Origin of the sequence: Paraburkholderia sartisoli (assembly GCF_900107685.1) — a bacterium.
GTDB lineage: Bacteria > Pseudomonadota > Gammaproteobacteria > Burkholderiales > Burkholderiaceae > Paraburkholderia > Paraburkholderia sartisoli.
In genome coordinates this window covers 284,847-299,221 of the sequence record NZ_FNRQ01000004.1, presented here as the reverse complement: position 1 = coordinate 299,221, position 14,375 = coordinate 284,847, and the positions used below count along the sequence as shown (strand labels likewise).

Annotated in this window: 13 protein-coding genes; 6 read left to right on the top strand and 7 right to left on the bottom strand. The window is 62.0% G+C overall.

The features are described from left to right. Positions 1 to 4 precede the first annotated feature (4 nt). From BLV45_RS15205 to BLV45_RS15190, 4 genes are all read left to right on the top strand, one after another. Positions 5 to 1,966, top strand: coding sequence for a beta-galactosidase (locus BLV45_RS15205; RefSeq protein WP_090534411.1), 1,962 nt, complete (start codon positions 5 to 7; stop codon positions 1,964 to 1,966). Between the two features lie 34 nt (positions 1,967 to 2,000). After that, positions 2,001 to 3,263: an ABC transporter substrate-binding protein gene (locus BLV45_RS15200; RefSeq protein ID WP_090534410.1), complete on the top strand. Its 1,263-nt coding sequence runs from the start codon at positions 2,001 to 2,003 to the stop codon at positions 3,261 to 3,263. A gap of 88 nt (positions 3,264 to 3,351) precedes the next feature. Next, a complete protein-coding gene (locus BLV45_RS15195; protein ID WP_090534408.1) occupies positions 3,352 to 4,287 on the top strand; it encodes a carbohydrate ABC transporter permease in 936 nt (311 codons plus the stop codon). An 11-nt stretch (positions 4,288 to 4,298) separates the two neighbouring features. Next, a complete protein-coding gene (locus BLV45_RS15190) occupies positions 4,299 to 5,150 on the top strand; it encodes a carbohydrate ABC transporter permease (protein WP_090534407.1) in 852 nt (283 codons plus the stop codon). A 44-nt stretch (positions 5,151 to 5,194) separates the two neighbouring features. Here the strand turns inward: BLV45_RS15190 and BLV45_RS15185 are convergent, their stop codons facing one another. The 4 genes from BLV45_RS15185 to BLV45_RS15170 form a co-directional block, all read right to left on the bottom strand. Beyond that, positions 5,195 to 6,415, bottom strand: a complete 1,221-nt coding sequence (locus tag BLV45_RS15185) for an ROK family transcriptional regulator (RefSeq protein ID WP_090534697.1) — start codon at positions 6,413 to 6,415, stop codon at positions 5,195 to 5,197. A gap of 28 nt (positions 6,416 to 6,443) precedes the next feature. Continuing rightward, positions 6,444 to 7,241 carry an ATP-binding cassette domain-containing protein gene (locus tag BLV45_RS15180; RefSeq protein ID WP_090534405.1) on the bottom strand — a complete coding sequence of 266 codons (798 nt, stop codon included), beginning with the start codon at positions 7,239 to 7,241 and terminating at the stop codon, positions 6,444 to 6,446. A gap of 18 nt (positions 7,242 to 7,259) precedes the next feature. Beyond that, positions 7,260 to 8,237, bottom strand: a complete 978-nt coding sequence (locus BLV45_RS15175; protein WP_090534403.1) for an ABC transporter permease — start codon at positions 8,235 to 8,237, stop codon at positions 7,260 to 7,262. A gap of 120 nt (positions 8,238 to 8,357) precedes the next feature. Beyond that, positions 8,358 to 9,353 carry a sugar ABC transporter substrate-binding protein gene (locus tag BLV45_RS15170; protein WP_090534401.1) on the bottom strand — a complete coding sequence of 332 codons (996 nt, stop codon included), beginning with the start codon at positions 9,351 to 9,353 and terminating at the stop codon, positions 8,358 to 8,360. Positions 9,354 to 9,823: 470 nt separating this feature from the next. On the opposite strand from BLV45_RS15170, the gene BLV45_RS15165 reads away from it, so the two are divergent. Next, positions 9,824 to 10,012, top strand: coding sequence for a hypothetical protein (locus BLV45_RS15165; RefSeq protein WP_090534399.1), 189 nt, complete (start codon positions 9,824 to 9,826; stop codon positions 10,010 to 10,012). Positions 10,013 to 10,162: 150 nt separating this feature from the next. Further along, on the top strand, positions 10,163 to 10,648 hold the full coding sequence (locus BLV45_RS15160; RefSeq protein WP_090534397.1) for a universal stress protein: 486 nt from the start codon (positions 10,163 to 10,165) through the stop codon (positions 10,646 to 10,648). Between the two features lie 168 nt (positions 10,649 to 10,816). Here the strand turns inward: BLV45_RS15160 and BLV45_RS15155 are convergent, their stop codons facing one another. The 3 genes from BLV45_RS15155 to BLV45_RS15145 all read right to left on the bottom strand — a co-directional run bounded on the left by BLV45_RS15155 (position 10,817) and on the right by BLV45_RS15145 (position 14,260). Further along, complete coding sequence (locus BLV45_RS15155; protein ID WP_090534395.1) at positions 10,817 to 12,064, bottom strand: enolase C-terminal domain-like protein; 1,248 nt, start codon at positions 12,062 to 12,064, stop codon at positions 10,817 to 10,819. A gap of 52 nt (positions 12,065 to 12,116) precedes the next feature. Continuing rightward, positions 12,117 to 13,409: an MFS transporter gene (locus BLV45_RS15150; protein WP_090534393.1), complete on the bottom strand. Its 1,293-nt coding sequence runs from the start codon at positions 13,407 to 13,409 to the stop codon at positions 12,117 to 12,119. Between the two features lie 83 nt (positions 13,410 to 13,492). Continuing rightward, on the bottom strand, positions 13,493 to 14,260 hold the full coding sequence (locus BLV45_RS15145) for an SDR family oxidoreductase (RefSeq protein WP_090534391.1): 768 nt from the start codon (positions 14,258 to 14,260) through the stop codon (positions 13,493 to 13,495). Positions 14,261 to 14,375: the final 115 nt, after the last annotated feature.

The following is a 14,375-nucleotide window of genomic DNA, read 5'->3' as shown; positions in this document are numbered from 1 at the left end:
CTGCATGCGTTTAGGAGTCTGCTATTACCCGGAACACTGGTCGTCCGACATGTGGAGCGACGACGCCGCGCGCATGAAAGCGCTTGGCATCGAGCGTGTGCGCATCGGCGAATTCGCGTGGAGCCGTATCGAGCCGGAGCCCGGCGTGTATCAGTGGGCGTGGCTCGACCAGGCCATCGACGTGCTCGGCTCGGCGGGCCTCAAGGTCGTCATGTGTACGCCGACCGCCACGCCGCCGAAGTGGCTCATCGACCAGCATCCCGACATTCTCGCCGTGGGCGCGGACGGCCGGCCGCGTGCGTTTGGTTCACGACGTCACTATGATTTCTCGTCGCCGTCGTATTTCGAGGCGTCGCGGCGCATCTGCGAAGCGGTGGCGCGCCGTTACGGTTCGCATCCGGCGGTCGCGTTCTGGCAGACCGACAACGAATATGGTTGCCATCACACCGTGGTCAGTTATTCGCCGGCGGCGGCGAAGCGTTTTCGCGGCTGGCTCGCAAAGCGTTACGGCACGATCGATGCGCTGAACAACGCATGGGGCACGGTGTTCTGGAGCATGGAATACCGCAGCTTCGACGAAATCGATCCGCCGGTCGCAACGGTGACCGAGGCGCATCCGTCGCATCGTCTCGACTATCGCCGTTTCGCTTCCGACGAACTGGTCCGGTTCAACCGCATGCAGACGGACATCCTGCGCGAGCATTCGCCGGGCCGCCCGGTCGCGCACAACTTCATGCAGCTTTTCACGGAGTTCGACCACTACAAGGTCGCGGCCGATCTCGACATCGCGGCGTGGGACAGCTATCCGCTTGGCGCGCTCGAAGAGCAATGGTTCGCGCCCGATATCAAGGCGCGTTACCTGCGGACTGGTCATCCGGATTTTGCGTCGTTCAATCACGACGTCTATCGGGGCATGTCGAAGCAGCCGTTCTGGGTGATGGAGCAGCAGCCGGGCCCCGTGAACTGGGCGCAGTGGAATCCCGCGCCGCTGCCGGGCATGGTGCGCCTGTGGAGCTGGGAAGCGTTCGCGCACGGCGCGGGCTGCGTGTCGTATTTCCGCTGGCGTCAGGCGCCGTTCGCGCAGGAGCAGATGCACGCAGGACTCAACACGCCCGACAACCGGCTCGATCTGGGCGGCGAGGAAGCCGCCCGCGTCGCGGAGGAAATCCGCGCGGTCGTGTCCGCCGACGGCGAACCGAAGGTGCGTGCGAAGGTCGCGCTCGTCTATGACTACGAGGCGAAGTGGCTGTTCGAGATTCATCCGCAGGCCGCCGACTTCCACTATCCGCGTTTCGCGTTCGAGTATTACTCGGCGCTTCGCTCGCTCGGTCTCGATGTCGACGTGATTCCGGCGGATGCATCGTTCGACGGCTACAGCATGATCGTCGTGCCGCCGCTGCCGGTGGTGCCGGATGACTTTGGCGCGAGGCTCGGGGCAAGCGGCGCGCAGGTCGTGTTCGGACCGCGCACGGGTTCCAAGACGCGCGACCTGCGGATTCCCGCTAACCTGCCGCCGGGCGCGCTCGCTGACGTGCTGCCGTTGCGCGTCTGGCGCGTCGATTCGATGCGCCCGAACGTCACCGTGCCGGTCACGAGCGACAGCGCTGCGCTAAAGGGCGAGTCACGCCACTGGCGCGATCTGCTCGAGGTGCCGGCGAACATGGACGTACTCGCGCGTTTCGACGACGGTCATCCGGCTTTCGTGCGACATGGCGCGCTGCATTACTGCGCAAGCCTCTTCGACGACGCGCTCACGCAGCGCATCTTCGCGCGGGTCGCAGCAGCCGCGCACCTCGATGCGGCACCGCTCGCCGACACGATTCGCGTCAGCCAGCGTGGTGCGCTCAAGTACGTTTTCAACTACGGCGATACCGCTTACACGATCGACAACGTCCGTGCGGATGCGTTCGTGATCGGGTCGTCGTCGGTCGAACCGCAGGGCGTGGCGGTTTATCGCGCCGCATGACATTCCATCATCCAAAATCCATCAGGAGACAGGTATGACAAGCACGAAAAGTGCGGTACGCAAGGGGCTGATCGGCATCGCGCTGGCTGCCGCCGGTTTGACGAGCGTCGTCGGCAACATCGCGCAGGCCGGCACGCTCGCGGTCAACATCGCGTTCAAGGGCGCAAGCCAGCGCGCGGTCTGGCAATCGGCGATCGACGACTTCAAGAAAGCGCATCCGGATGTCGACGTAAAGGTGTCGTTCATCGACGAGGAAGCGTACAAGGTACAGCTGCCGGGCTGGCTCTCGACAGTCGCCCCCGACGTGGTGAACTGGCATGACGGCGAACGGATGGCGTATTACGCGCGTCGCGGTCTCCTGGAAGACCTCACCAATGACTGGAACAAAAACAACTGGAACAGCATGTACGCGTCGACGAAGGAAGCTTCGTCGTATAACGGCAAGCAGTACGCCGCGCCGACCGTGTACTACTCGTGGGGCATGTTCTATCGCAAGGACCTGTTCGAGAAGGCCGGCATCGCCGCTGAGCCGAAGACGTGGGATGAATTTCTCGACGCCTGCAAGAAGCTGAAGGCGGCTGGCATCACGCCGGTTGCCGTGGCCGGGCGCGATGCCTGGACGCTTGCAGGCTGGTTCGACTATCTCGACCTGCGCATCAACGGCAACGCGTTCCACCAGAAGCTGATGGCGGGCGAAGTGCCGTACACCGACCCGCGCGTGAAGAAGGTGTACACGACGTGGAAGCAGTTGCTCGACGACAAGGTCTTTATCGACAACTCGCTGTCGTACGATCTGGACGCCGTGCAGCCGTTCCTGTTCCAGGGCAAGGCGGCGATGATGCTGATGGGCACGTTCATTACCGGCGGCTTTCCGCCTGACGTGAAGTCGAAGATGGGCTACTTCCAGTTCCCGATCATCGATGCGAAGGTGCCGACAGCTGAAGATGGTCCGGTCGAATCGCTGCATATTCCGTCGAAAGCGAAGAACAAGGCGGATGCGCACACGTTCCTGGCCTTCATGGAAACACCGGATATCAGCTCGAAGCTGGCACAGGGATTGGGATCGTTGCCGGCTAACAGCAAGTCGCCGGAACCGGAAGATCCGATCTCGAAGATCGGTTTCCAGATCCTGTCGAACACGAAGGGCGGCATCGCGCAGTTCTACGACCGCGACATGACGAAGGAAATGGCCGATGAAGGCATGAAGGGAATGCAGGAGTTCGTGTCGGATCCGACGAAGCTCGACGCAATCCTCGCGCAGCTCGAACAGACCCGCAAGCGGATCTACAAGAAGTAAGCCGGGTATCGAATGGTGCCAGCATGCGTGACGCGGTTTCACCCATGCCGGCCCCGCAAAATCGAAGACGCCGTAAAGGTATTCCGTCATGAAAACTGTCCCGACTCATCGTGTTGACGTCGATGTGCCGCAGGTTGCGACGCCGCGCCGCGTGAAATCGCGCCGGACATCGCCGAGCGCGAGGCAGCAGCGGCGCGCCGCGTTTCTGTTTCTCGCGCCTGCCTGCATCATGGTGGCGATTTATGTCGTGTGGCCGATCATTTCGTCGCTGTTGCTGAGTTTCTACAACTGGGACGGCATGACGGAAAAGACGTTCGTCGGCCTCGCGAACTACGTCGAGCTGTTCCATGCGCCGACGTTCTACACGGCACTCAGGAACAACGTGCTGTGGCTCGTCCTCTTCATGCTTTCGCCGCCGATGGGGCTTGCGATCGCGCTGTATCTGAATCAGGCGGTGCGTGGCATCCGCTTCGTGAAATCGCTGTTTTTTGCGCCGTTCGTGCTTTCGGGTGTCGTCGTGGGCCTGATTTTCAGCTGGTTTTACGACCCGACGTTCGGTCTGCTGAAAGTGATCGTCGGGCACGGCGTGCCCGTGCTGGGCGATCCGCACTACGTGACGTTCGGCATTATCTTCGCCGCGCTGTGGCCTCAAACGGCGTACTGCATGATTCTTTACCTCACGGGCCTCACGTCGCTTAACGCCGAGCAGCTCGAAGCCGCGCGGATGGAAGGGGCGAAAGGCTGGGCGATGCTGTGGCACGTCGTGCTGCCGCAACTGCGGCCCACGACGTTCATGGCGATCGTGGTGACCGTGATCGGCGCGCTGCGCAGTTTCGACCTGATCGCGGTGATGAGCGGTGGCGGTCCGTTCGAAAGCTCGACGGTGCTCGCCTATTACATGTATGACCAGGCGATCAAGTATTACCGCCTCGGTTATTCAGCCGCAATCGCGGTGGTGCTGTTCGCGATCGTGCTCGTCTATATCGTCTTCCAGTTGCGCCGCATGGTGCGCGAAGAGCAGTAAAGGAGATCGCCATGTATCCGCTTCCCGTCGAAAAATGGAAACCGGCCAACCGGGTGCTGTACAAGATGTCGCTGCCGGTCGCGCTCATCATCTGGCTGCTGCCGATGATCGCGGTGCTCGTCACGTCCGTGCGCTCGACCGACGAACTTGCGCGCGGCAACTACTGGGGCTGGCCCGAACACATCACGCTGCTCGCGAACTATCGCGAGGCGTTGACCACCTCGCCCATGCTGCATTACTTCTGGAACAGCGTGCTGATTACCGTGCCCTCGGTGATCGGTTCGATCGCGCTCGCCGCGATGGCCGGATTCGCGCTTGCCGTTTACCGCTTTCGCGGCAACATGCTGCTGTTCGGCACGTTCGTGGCAGGCAATTTCGTGCCGATCCAGATCCTGATGATTCCGGTGCGCGACCTGTCGTTGCAAATGGGTCTCTTCAACACGGTCAGCGCGCTGATCCTCTTTCACATCGCGTTTCAGACCGGATTTTGCGCGCTGTTCCTGCGTAACTTCATCAAGCAGTTGCCGTTCGAACTCGTGGAAGCGGCGCGGATCGAAGGGGCCGGCGAGTGGACCGTATTCTTTCGCATCGTGTTGCCGCTGATCCGCCCGGCGCTTGCGGCGCTTGGCATTCTCGTTTTCACGTTCGTCTGGAACGACTATTTCTGGGCACTGTGCCTGACGCAAGGCGACGAGGCCGCCCCGATCACCGTCGGCGTCGCGGCGCTCAAGGGGCAGTGGACGACCGCATGGAATCTCGTGTCGGCAGGCTCGATTCTGGCGGCGCTGCCTTCGGTGGCGATGTTCTTTGCGATGCAGCGGCAGTTCGTCGCCGGTCTGACGTTTGGTGCGACCAAGGGTTGATATCGGTCTGCTAAAGCCGCGCAAGGAAGCCGGCTAGAAGCCGGCTAGAAGCCGGCTTCCACCGCCGGCTTGAGAAACAGTTCGTGCATCGGCGCGAAATGCGCGTATAGCGGCAGAATGGCGCCACCCATCGCGCGCGCGTCGGCACCGATCGCGCCTTCCAGCAGTTGTGGGCGCACCATGCCTTCCCACTCGAAACGATCGAGCACGCGCTCCGTGCGGCGAATGATCTCGCGCAGCAACTGCCGGTCGAGTTCGCCATCGATCACCACTGCTTCGAGATCGAGCAACGCCGAAGCGTTCGTGAGCGCGGTGGCGATGGCGGGGCACGCGGTATCGAGCCACTGTTCGGTCAAACGCCACAGTTCGGGGCTCAACGCGCGATGATCGTGCGCGGCCGCGGGCGGCGCGCCGGCATCCGCGAAAATCCGTTCGAGGACGAAGCCCGATGCCGCATGCAAAAGCTGTCGCGCGGGTTTCGTGCCGGTGCGCGCAAGCGGAATCGAGCCGACCGCGCCTGCGTTGCCGTGCGGGCCGCCATGCAGGCGGCCATCGATCACGAGTCCGCCGCCAATAAACGTCCCGACGAACAGATACAGGAAAGTGTGAATGCCACGCCCCTGGCCCATCACGAGTTCCGCCGCGCATGCAGCGGTCGTGTCCTTGGCGAACTCGACGGGCAATCCGGTCATCGTCTCGATACGCGCGCGGATGTCGATCTCGTTCCATGCCTCGAGCGCCTCGGGCGGCGCACCCAGAAAGTCGCGCCAGCCGCCGAGCCACAACGGCGCCGCAACCCCCACACCCACGACCTTTTTAGCGTGCGCGCCGAGCGCCGCGTGGGTACGCGCGAGTCTTGCTTCGAGCGCGGGAAACAGCAGCGCCGGATCGGGGTAGGTGTACTCGAACACGTCGCGGCTACAGACGTTGCCCACGAAATCCATCGCCAGCACATCGAGGCTGCGCCGGCCGACCTTGATGCCGATCGTGAACGCGCCGTCCGCGCGCAACGCGATCGGCACCGACGGTTGCCCGATGCGGCCACGTACGCGAGGCTGCCTCGAAAGCAGGCCGTCATTGATCAGACGGTCGACGATCATCGATACCGTCTGCATCGACAGGCGCGTGAGCCGCCCCACGTCGGCTTTCGGCAACGGACCGTGCAGCCGTATCGCCTGCAGCACGATCCGTTCGTTGAACTGCCGCATGCCGACCTGGTTCGAGCCGACCGGGTGCCTGAGCGGCGATTGTGGGGTGTTATCCATCATCACGCGCCGGTGGTAAGCGTCGATGTCATGCGATCGCCTTGACGTCGGCTTCCTTTGCACCCGTCATGATCGCAACGGCTTCCGACATATGGATGTCCGCGCGGTTCACGAGTGCGGCGCGCCGTCCAAGCCGCTGGATATGGATACGGTCCGCGACTTCGAACACGTGCGGCATGTTGTGGCTGATCAGGATGACAGGCAGGCCGCGATCGCGCACGCGCCGGATCAGTTCGAGCACCATGTTGCCTTCCTTGACGCCGAGCGCCGCCGTCGGCTCATCGAGAATCACGACGTGTCGCGCGAACGCCGCGCTGCGTGCTACAGCTACGCCCTGACGCTGCCCGCCGGACAATGTTTCAACGGCTTGACGCATCGAACGAATGCCGATCTGCAGCCCTTTCATATGAGCGGTCGCTTCCTCCAGCATGCGGCGCTTGTCGATCATCTTGAGGATCGAGCCGCGCCATCCGGGTTTGACGAGTTCGCGTGCGAGGAAAAGATTTTCGGCGATGCTCATCGCCGGCGCGACCGCGAGGTCCTGGTAAACCGTTTCGATCCCGTGCGAACGTGCGTCGAGCGGGCTGCGAAACCTGACGGGCGCACCATCGAGGAGCAATTCGCCTTCGTCGGGCACGGTAGCGCCGGAAAGCGCCTTGATCAGCGATGACTTTCCGGCGCCGTTGTCGCCGATGACAGCGAGAATCTCGCCGGGCAGCACTTCGAAATCGCAACCGTCGAGCGCGGTCACCGAGCCGTAGCGCTTGATCAGTCCGCGCGCCTCCAGAACCGGCGTGGCGGAAGAAGTAGTGTGAGGTGTCGACATGGCAGGCTCCTCTTCGCGTTAGCGGCGATGTGACAGTTTGTCGGCGGCGACCGCGAGAATGACGAGAATCCCCGTTATCAGCACCTGATACACCGACGAGACGCCGATCAGCGTGAGGCCGTTGCGAAACACGCCGACAATCAGCGCGCCCAGCAGCGTCCCGACGACGGACCCGCGCCCCCCGAAAAGACTCGTTCCGCCAAGCACGACCGCCGTGATGCTGTCGAGGTTTTCCGTCTGCCCGGCTTGCGGATCACCCACACCGGTGCGCGACACCGAAAGCAGCGCGGCGATGCCGTAAAACACGCCGGCAAGCGTATATACCGTGATCAGGATGCGTTGCGATTTCAGGCCCATCAAGCGAGCGGCTTCCGCGTTGTTGCCGAGCGCATAGAGATGCCGGCCCGGCACCGTGTCGCGCAGCACGAACCACGTCGCCAGATACATCAGCAGGGTCAGCACGGTACCGTACGTGACTTCCGCGGGGCCGATGCGAAACGTGTTGCCGAAGAACATGATCGCGTCGGGCAGATTCGTGACGCTCTCCGCATTCGAATAAAGCTGCGTCAACGCGAACGCGATGTTCAGCGTGCCGAGTGTCACGATGAAGGCGGGCAGTTTGATGCGCGTGATCAGCAGGCCATTGAGCAGGCCGAACAGCGCGCTTGCGCCAATGCCGCAGAAAATCGCAATGACGGGCGGCACGCCGAGCACGACGGCGAATTTGGTCATCACGATCGAGCCGAACGCCATCACCATCCCGCACGAAAGATCGATGCCGCTGGTGAGCACGATCAGCGTCTGGCCGATCGCGATGACGGCGACGACCATCGTCTGCTGAAGAATCAGCGAGAGATTCTGGAACGACAGAAAACGGTTGCTCTGCGAGACGAAGAAAGCGCATGCGAGCAGCAGTGCCAGCAATGGGCCGATTTCAGCGAGAGAGGGCAGATGATCGCCGAAACGGCGGGCGCCGGAGGCCGACGGAGTAGACATGATGTGTTCCTCGATGCGATCGCGTGATGGGTGGCACGCGCGAATCCGCAGGGACCCGCGGGCGCGGGTCCCACTGATACATGAACGTTGTGTTCGCCCGCTACGTGGCGTCAGGGCGTGTTACTTGCCCCAGCAATTCTCGAGACCGAACTTCGAGTCCTTGCTTTCGACACCTGACATCGCCTTGTCGGTGATAAGCGTGACGCCGGTGTCGTGATAGCCGGTGGCCTTCTTGCCGGTCTTCACATAGTCGACGCCCGCGCTCACGCCAAGCGCTGCCATCTTGAGCGGATATTGCTGGGAGGTCGCGGCGATGGCGCCGTCTTTCACGTTGCGCACGCCTTCACAGCCGCCGTCGATCGATACGATCATCACGCCCTTTTCCTTGCCTGCTGCCTTGAGCGCGCGATATGCACCCGCTGCAGCGGGTTCGTTGATCGTGTAGACCACGTTGATGCCGGGTGATTTCTGCAGACAGTTTTCCATCGCCGTCTGGCCCTTGGCCTGGTCCCCGCGCGTGTCCTGGCTACAGACGATGGAAGGGTCGCCTTCCTTGATGCCCATGCCCTGGAGAAAGCCGTTATGGCGAAGAACGCCGACCGACACGCCTGGCGCCAGGTCGAGCGTCGCGATCTTCGCGGGCTTGCCGGCAAGCGCGGCCTTCGCGTATTCACCGATGAGCACGCCGGCCTTGAAGTTGTCGGTGGCGAAGAGGGCATCCGTTGCGCTTTGCGGATCGGTCGGCGTGTCGAGCGCGATCACGAGTGCACCGGCCGCGCGTGCCTTCTTGATGCTCGGCACGATCGCCTTCGTGTCGCTTGGCGTGATCAGAATCGCCTTGGCACCAGCCGTCAGCATGTTTTCGATTGCGGTCACCTGGCTTGCGTTGTCGCCGTCGAACTTGCCCGCGGCCGTCAGCAGTTTCGCACCGTCTTTCTGCGCCTGGGCTTCGGCGCCCTCGCGCATCTTCACGAAGAAGGGGTTGGTGTCGGTCTTCGTGATCAGGCCGATAACAGGCTGGTCGGCGGCATGGGTCACGCCCGCACACCATACGGCGCTGGCGGCGACGCACATCGATACAACACGCTTGACGACAAGATGCTTGCTGGAATTCATGGATCGCTCCTCCGGGTTATTGGCAACGACGTTTCGACTTCAAGGTCGATTCAATGACATGCGGGACGCTGCGTGCGTCTTTTTGGTTGTTGATTCGGTATCCCGCCTTCGCGTGACTGCAAGGAGAGACTAAATCAATTGCCTTTATTTAGTACAGCAGGTGGGAGGTGAAGTGTCAATGAAGGTTTGTCGTGAGCATGCGCACAAGGCTGGCGTGCTTTGTGGCTTGCCCTGCTTAAGCAGTAAGGCCCGAGGTCAATGGTGCGGCGCGGTATGGAAAGAGGCTGATGAGGGTAAATCCCTGGCGGAAACGATGGCGACGCCTGCGAACACGACCAGGCCGGGCGAACGTTGCGTCGCCAGTTTGGGCATCGCCGCAAAACGCAGCCGCCGGCACGGCTTTCGCGCAACCCCGAACTCAATGCGGTCTATCATGGTAGAAGCAGCATTCATCAGCGCAGGAGCAAATCATGTCCTCCTCCTATCCGTCCGCTGAGTCGACTGACAAGCCTCTCGACCCCGCACAGCCCTCATCCGGGACGACCCGCAAGACCGGTTCGCCGGAATCGACGAAACCCGCGAAAGACGATTTTCCCGACGCCGACGCGGCCGAGCCCGTCCCTCACGAGCATGTTCCAAGCCGAAGCGACGACAACTGATCTGGCGTTACAGAGGTTGGCGTCGTTCGCATGGGTCCACGCGGCATGCGCGGAAAATGCTCACACGCGTTTTTCCGCGGACGCCGCGATGTCGAGGAACGGTCGCAGTTCAATCGAAGCATGCTCCGGTGAACCGGACGGGAGCAGATCATGCAAAACGTGCTGGCAGGTTATGACGGGTCGCCATCCGCGCGACATGCCGTCACTTTCGCGGTCGATCTCGCGAAGCGCTTTGACGCGCGTCTGCATGTGCTCGTCGTGGCGCGCGCGCCGGATTGGGGCGCGATAGATCTGGAAAAAAAGACAATCATCGATTTCGAATTGCGCCATGCCAACGAGATCCTCGACGACATCAAGGCGAAGCTCGCCTCCGATGGTGAACATCCGGCGTTCGATCTCGTGGTGGGGCAGCCCGCGAAGGAGATCGTGCTATACGCGGAACAGCACGAGATCGATCATCTTGTCGTCGGGCATCGCGGTCATACGCCGTTCGATCGCTGGCTGATCGGTTCGGTCGCCCGCCAGGTTCTCGCCTATGCACCGTGCCCCGTCACGATCGTGCGCGACCCGGCGACGGCTAAAAAGGGCCGCGCGAAGACTGGGCAACAGTCGACGGACGAAGCACCGCTTGTCTGAACGCAGGCGCCGGGCTGGATCAGCTGTCACCCGGAGCAATGGTTCGACGACAGCGGATAGTTGGGCGCGCAACGGCATCGCGTTCGATATCTGCCATGTAAATGGCAGAGAGACTTGAGTGTGCCGCTAACGTGGGTACCCGGAAAAGCCGACGCTGGATCCACCGCCTTACGGAGCCTGCAGCGTCCCATCCTTCAAACGCGTCTGCGTCCACGTCGCTATCGTATTTTCGCAGGGGTATTTCGCCGCCTCGACCTCGTTGATGTCCACGCCCAGACCCGGTTTGTCGTTGGCATAGACATAACCGTTCCTGAATTCGGGCAGGCCCGGAAATACATCGAGCAGAGCCTCTTTCGGTCCCTTCAGGTCCTGGATGACGAAGTTAGGCGGCTCGGTGCCGGACCACTCCTGCACACCAAAATTCCGCGCTGGCAGATCAAGATGAATATTGGCCGCGTGAGCCAGCGGCGACATATCACCTGGACCGTGCCATGCCGTCCTCACGCCGAACTGCTCGGCAAAGATCTGCAGCTTCCTGCCAGCGGTAATGCCGCCAATCTGGCTGAGATGAACCCGGATGTAATCGATCAGCCGCTCGGTAATCAGGAATTTCCATTCAGCAGGATTGTTGAACAGTTCACCCTGAGCCAGCGGTGTGGTCGTCTTTGCCCGCAACTGGCGTATCCACTCGCCTTCTTCCAGCGAGATGGCATCTTCGAGAAAGAACAGGTCATACGGCTCCAGTTCGCACGCAAACCGGATGGCCTCAACAGGCTTTAGACGTTCATGCACGTCGTGACACAAGGCAACATCGAATCCGATCCTGCTGCGAATGCCATCGAACAGCTTGAGCGTCTCGCGCATGTATTTCCTGCTGTCGAGGTAGACGCCTTCCACCGCACCTTCAGGTGCAGAGGAGGGTGCCTTGCCGTAACGGGCACCACCATAGCCGCCGTTCTGGCAGCGGATATGGGTAATGCCCTGTTCCTGGTATTTCTGGATGTTGTCGCATAGCTCGTTCAGATCCTTGCCGTCGGCGTGGCGATATATCGGCACGCCTTCACGGCACTTGCCGCCGAACAGCTGGTACAGCGGCATGCTGGCCATCTTGCCCTTGATGTCCCACAACGCCATATCGATGCCGGAGATCGCATTGTTCTCGACCGGACCGTTGCGCCAGTACGCGTTCTGGTGCATCAACTGCCAAAGCTCCTCGATCGCTTCGGCGTCCCTGCCGATCAGGAGCGGTCTCAGATATTCCTCGATCAGGCATTTGACCGCGACATGCCGGTAGGCAAACGTCGCGCAGCCGAGCCCGTACAGTCCGGCCTGGTTCGTCTCGAGTTTGACGACAGTCAGGTTGATGCCTTCCGGCGCGGTCAGGATGACCTTTACGTCAGTAATCAGGGTTGCCATTTTCAGCCTGCCAGAATCGAATCGATAAAACGAAGACGCATCGCGTGGGTCCTTACGTGCGGCGCAGCGAGAGCGAATCTTCATCCTTCGCGCGCTGGCCGGAATGTGCCGGCACGGTGATCATCAGGATCACGGAAAGCAGCAGGCCGGCCGCCATGAAGATATACGAGGCCGCGGGGCTGCCGGTTGCGCCGTTCAGATACCCGACGACATAGGAGCCCGCGAACGCGCCCAGTGCGCCGCATGCGTTGACGAGACCGATCGCGCCGCCCAGCACGTTGCCGGGAATCAGTTCCGGAATCAGCGCGAAAAACGGGCCATACGGCGCATACATCGTTGCACCGGCAACGACCAGCAGCGCAAACGAAATCCAGAAATGTGATCCGCCGATCAGGTACGAAGCCACGAACGCGATGGTCCCCACGAGCAGCAGCGGCCAGACGAACAGCTTGCGGTTGCGTGTCTTGTCCGAAAGCCAGGACGCGAGCAGCATCAGGATGATTGCCGCGAGATACGGAACAGCGGCAAGCCAGCCGACCGACACGATGTCGATGGTGGACGCGGCCTTGAGAATCGACGGCAGCCACATGATGAAGCCGTATACGCCGATGCTCCACAGCGCATGGATCGCGCAGCACTTCAGCACGATCGGCGAACGGAAGGCCGCCTTGTAGTCGCGCACGGGCGCGATGTCCGCCTGCTCCGCCTTCAGGCGGGCGGCAAATTCGGTCTTTTCCGCGTTGGTCATCCAGGTGACGTCGGCCGGGCGATCCTGCACCGTGAACCACCAGACCACTGCCCAGATGAGCGCCGGCAGGCCTTCGAGGATAAACATCTCGCGCCAGCCGAAGCTGTGGACCAGATAGCCCGACACCACCGACATCCACAGCACCGTGACTGGATTGCCGAGAATGAGAAACGTGTTGGCACGCGAGCGCTCGCTGCGCGTGAACCATCGGCTGATGTACATCAGCATCGACGGCATGACAGCCGCTTCCACCACGCCGAGCACGAAGCGCAACACCATCAGCATCGGAATGTTGTTGACCATCCCGGTTGCCGCGGCGCACAGTCCCCACAGGATCAGGCTGAAGAAGATCAGCTTCTTCACGCTGTTGCGCTGCGCGTAGATCGCGCCGGGTACCTGGAACAGGCAGTAGCCGAGAAAGAACAGCGAGCCGATCAGCGAAGACGTGCCCTGCGAAATGCCGAGATCCCTGTTGATCCCGGCCGCCGCCGCGAAGCCGTAGTTCGCGCGGTCGAGATAGGCGAGGCTGTAGGTGATGAAGATGATGGGCATCAGATACCACCATCTTTGGGTTGCCACGGGTTTGACGCTTTCCATGATGTCTCCAGATCGATACGTCACACAGACGGTTTGCCTCACGCGAGCCGCTTTAGTTTTGATGTCGCCGCGCGAGCCTGCATTCAAAGTACGGCCAGCCAGCCGCCGTCGACGTAGATGATCTGGCCGTTTACATAGCTCGATGCCGGCGACGCCAGATACACCGCCGTGCCGACGAGTTCTTCCGGCTTGCCCCAGCGTTGCGATGGATTGCTGCTCTTGACCCACGCGTCGAAGGCGGCGTTCTCGATCAGCGGCCTGTTCATGTCGGTGAGGATGTAGCCGGGCCCGATCGCGTTAGCCTGAATGTCCGATGCCGCCCATTCGGCGCTCATCGCGCGGGTCAGCATCTTGATGCCGCCCTTCGCCGCCGTGTACGCGCCGACTGTCGCGCGGCCGGCTTCGCTCGTGAGCGAGCCGATGTTGATGATCTTGCCGCCCGTGCCGCGCGCGATCATGCGGCGCGCCGCCTGCTTCGCGACGATGAACGCGCTCGTCAGGTTGGTGTCGATCACGCGCTGCCAGTCACTCAGTTCGAGTTCGACGAGCGGCTTGCGAAACTGGATGCCGGCGTTGTTGACGACGATGTCGACCTGCACGCCGTCCTTGTCCCACTGCGCGAACGCATCGGCGACGGCCTGTTCGTCGGTGACGTCGAAGGCGCGGCCTCGTGCGTTGAATCCTTTGCCTGCGAGCTGGCTGACCGCTTCGGCGACGGTGTCCGCACGCGTGCCGTTCAGGATCACGCTCGCGCCCGCGGTCGCCAGCCCTTCAGCGAGCGCGAAGCCGATGCCCCGGGCCGAACCGGTGACGAGCGCCGTGCGGCCGCTCAGATCGAATAACTGTGTCATGCACCTGTCCTCTTCATGTTCAGGAACGAGGCGCGAGTGCGCCCCTCGCGACATTGATCCCGTCGCGATAACCCGATGGTGTGGGGTCCGCCGGCGAAGCCGTCGGACAGGTCGT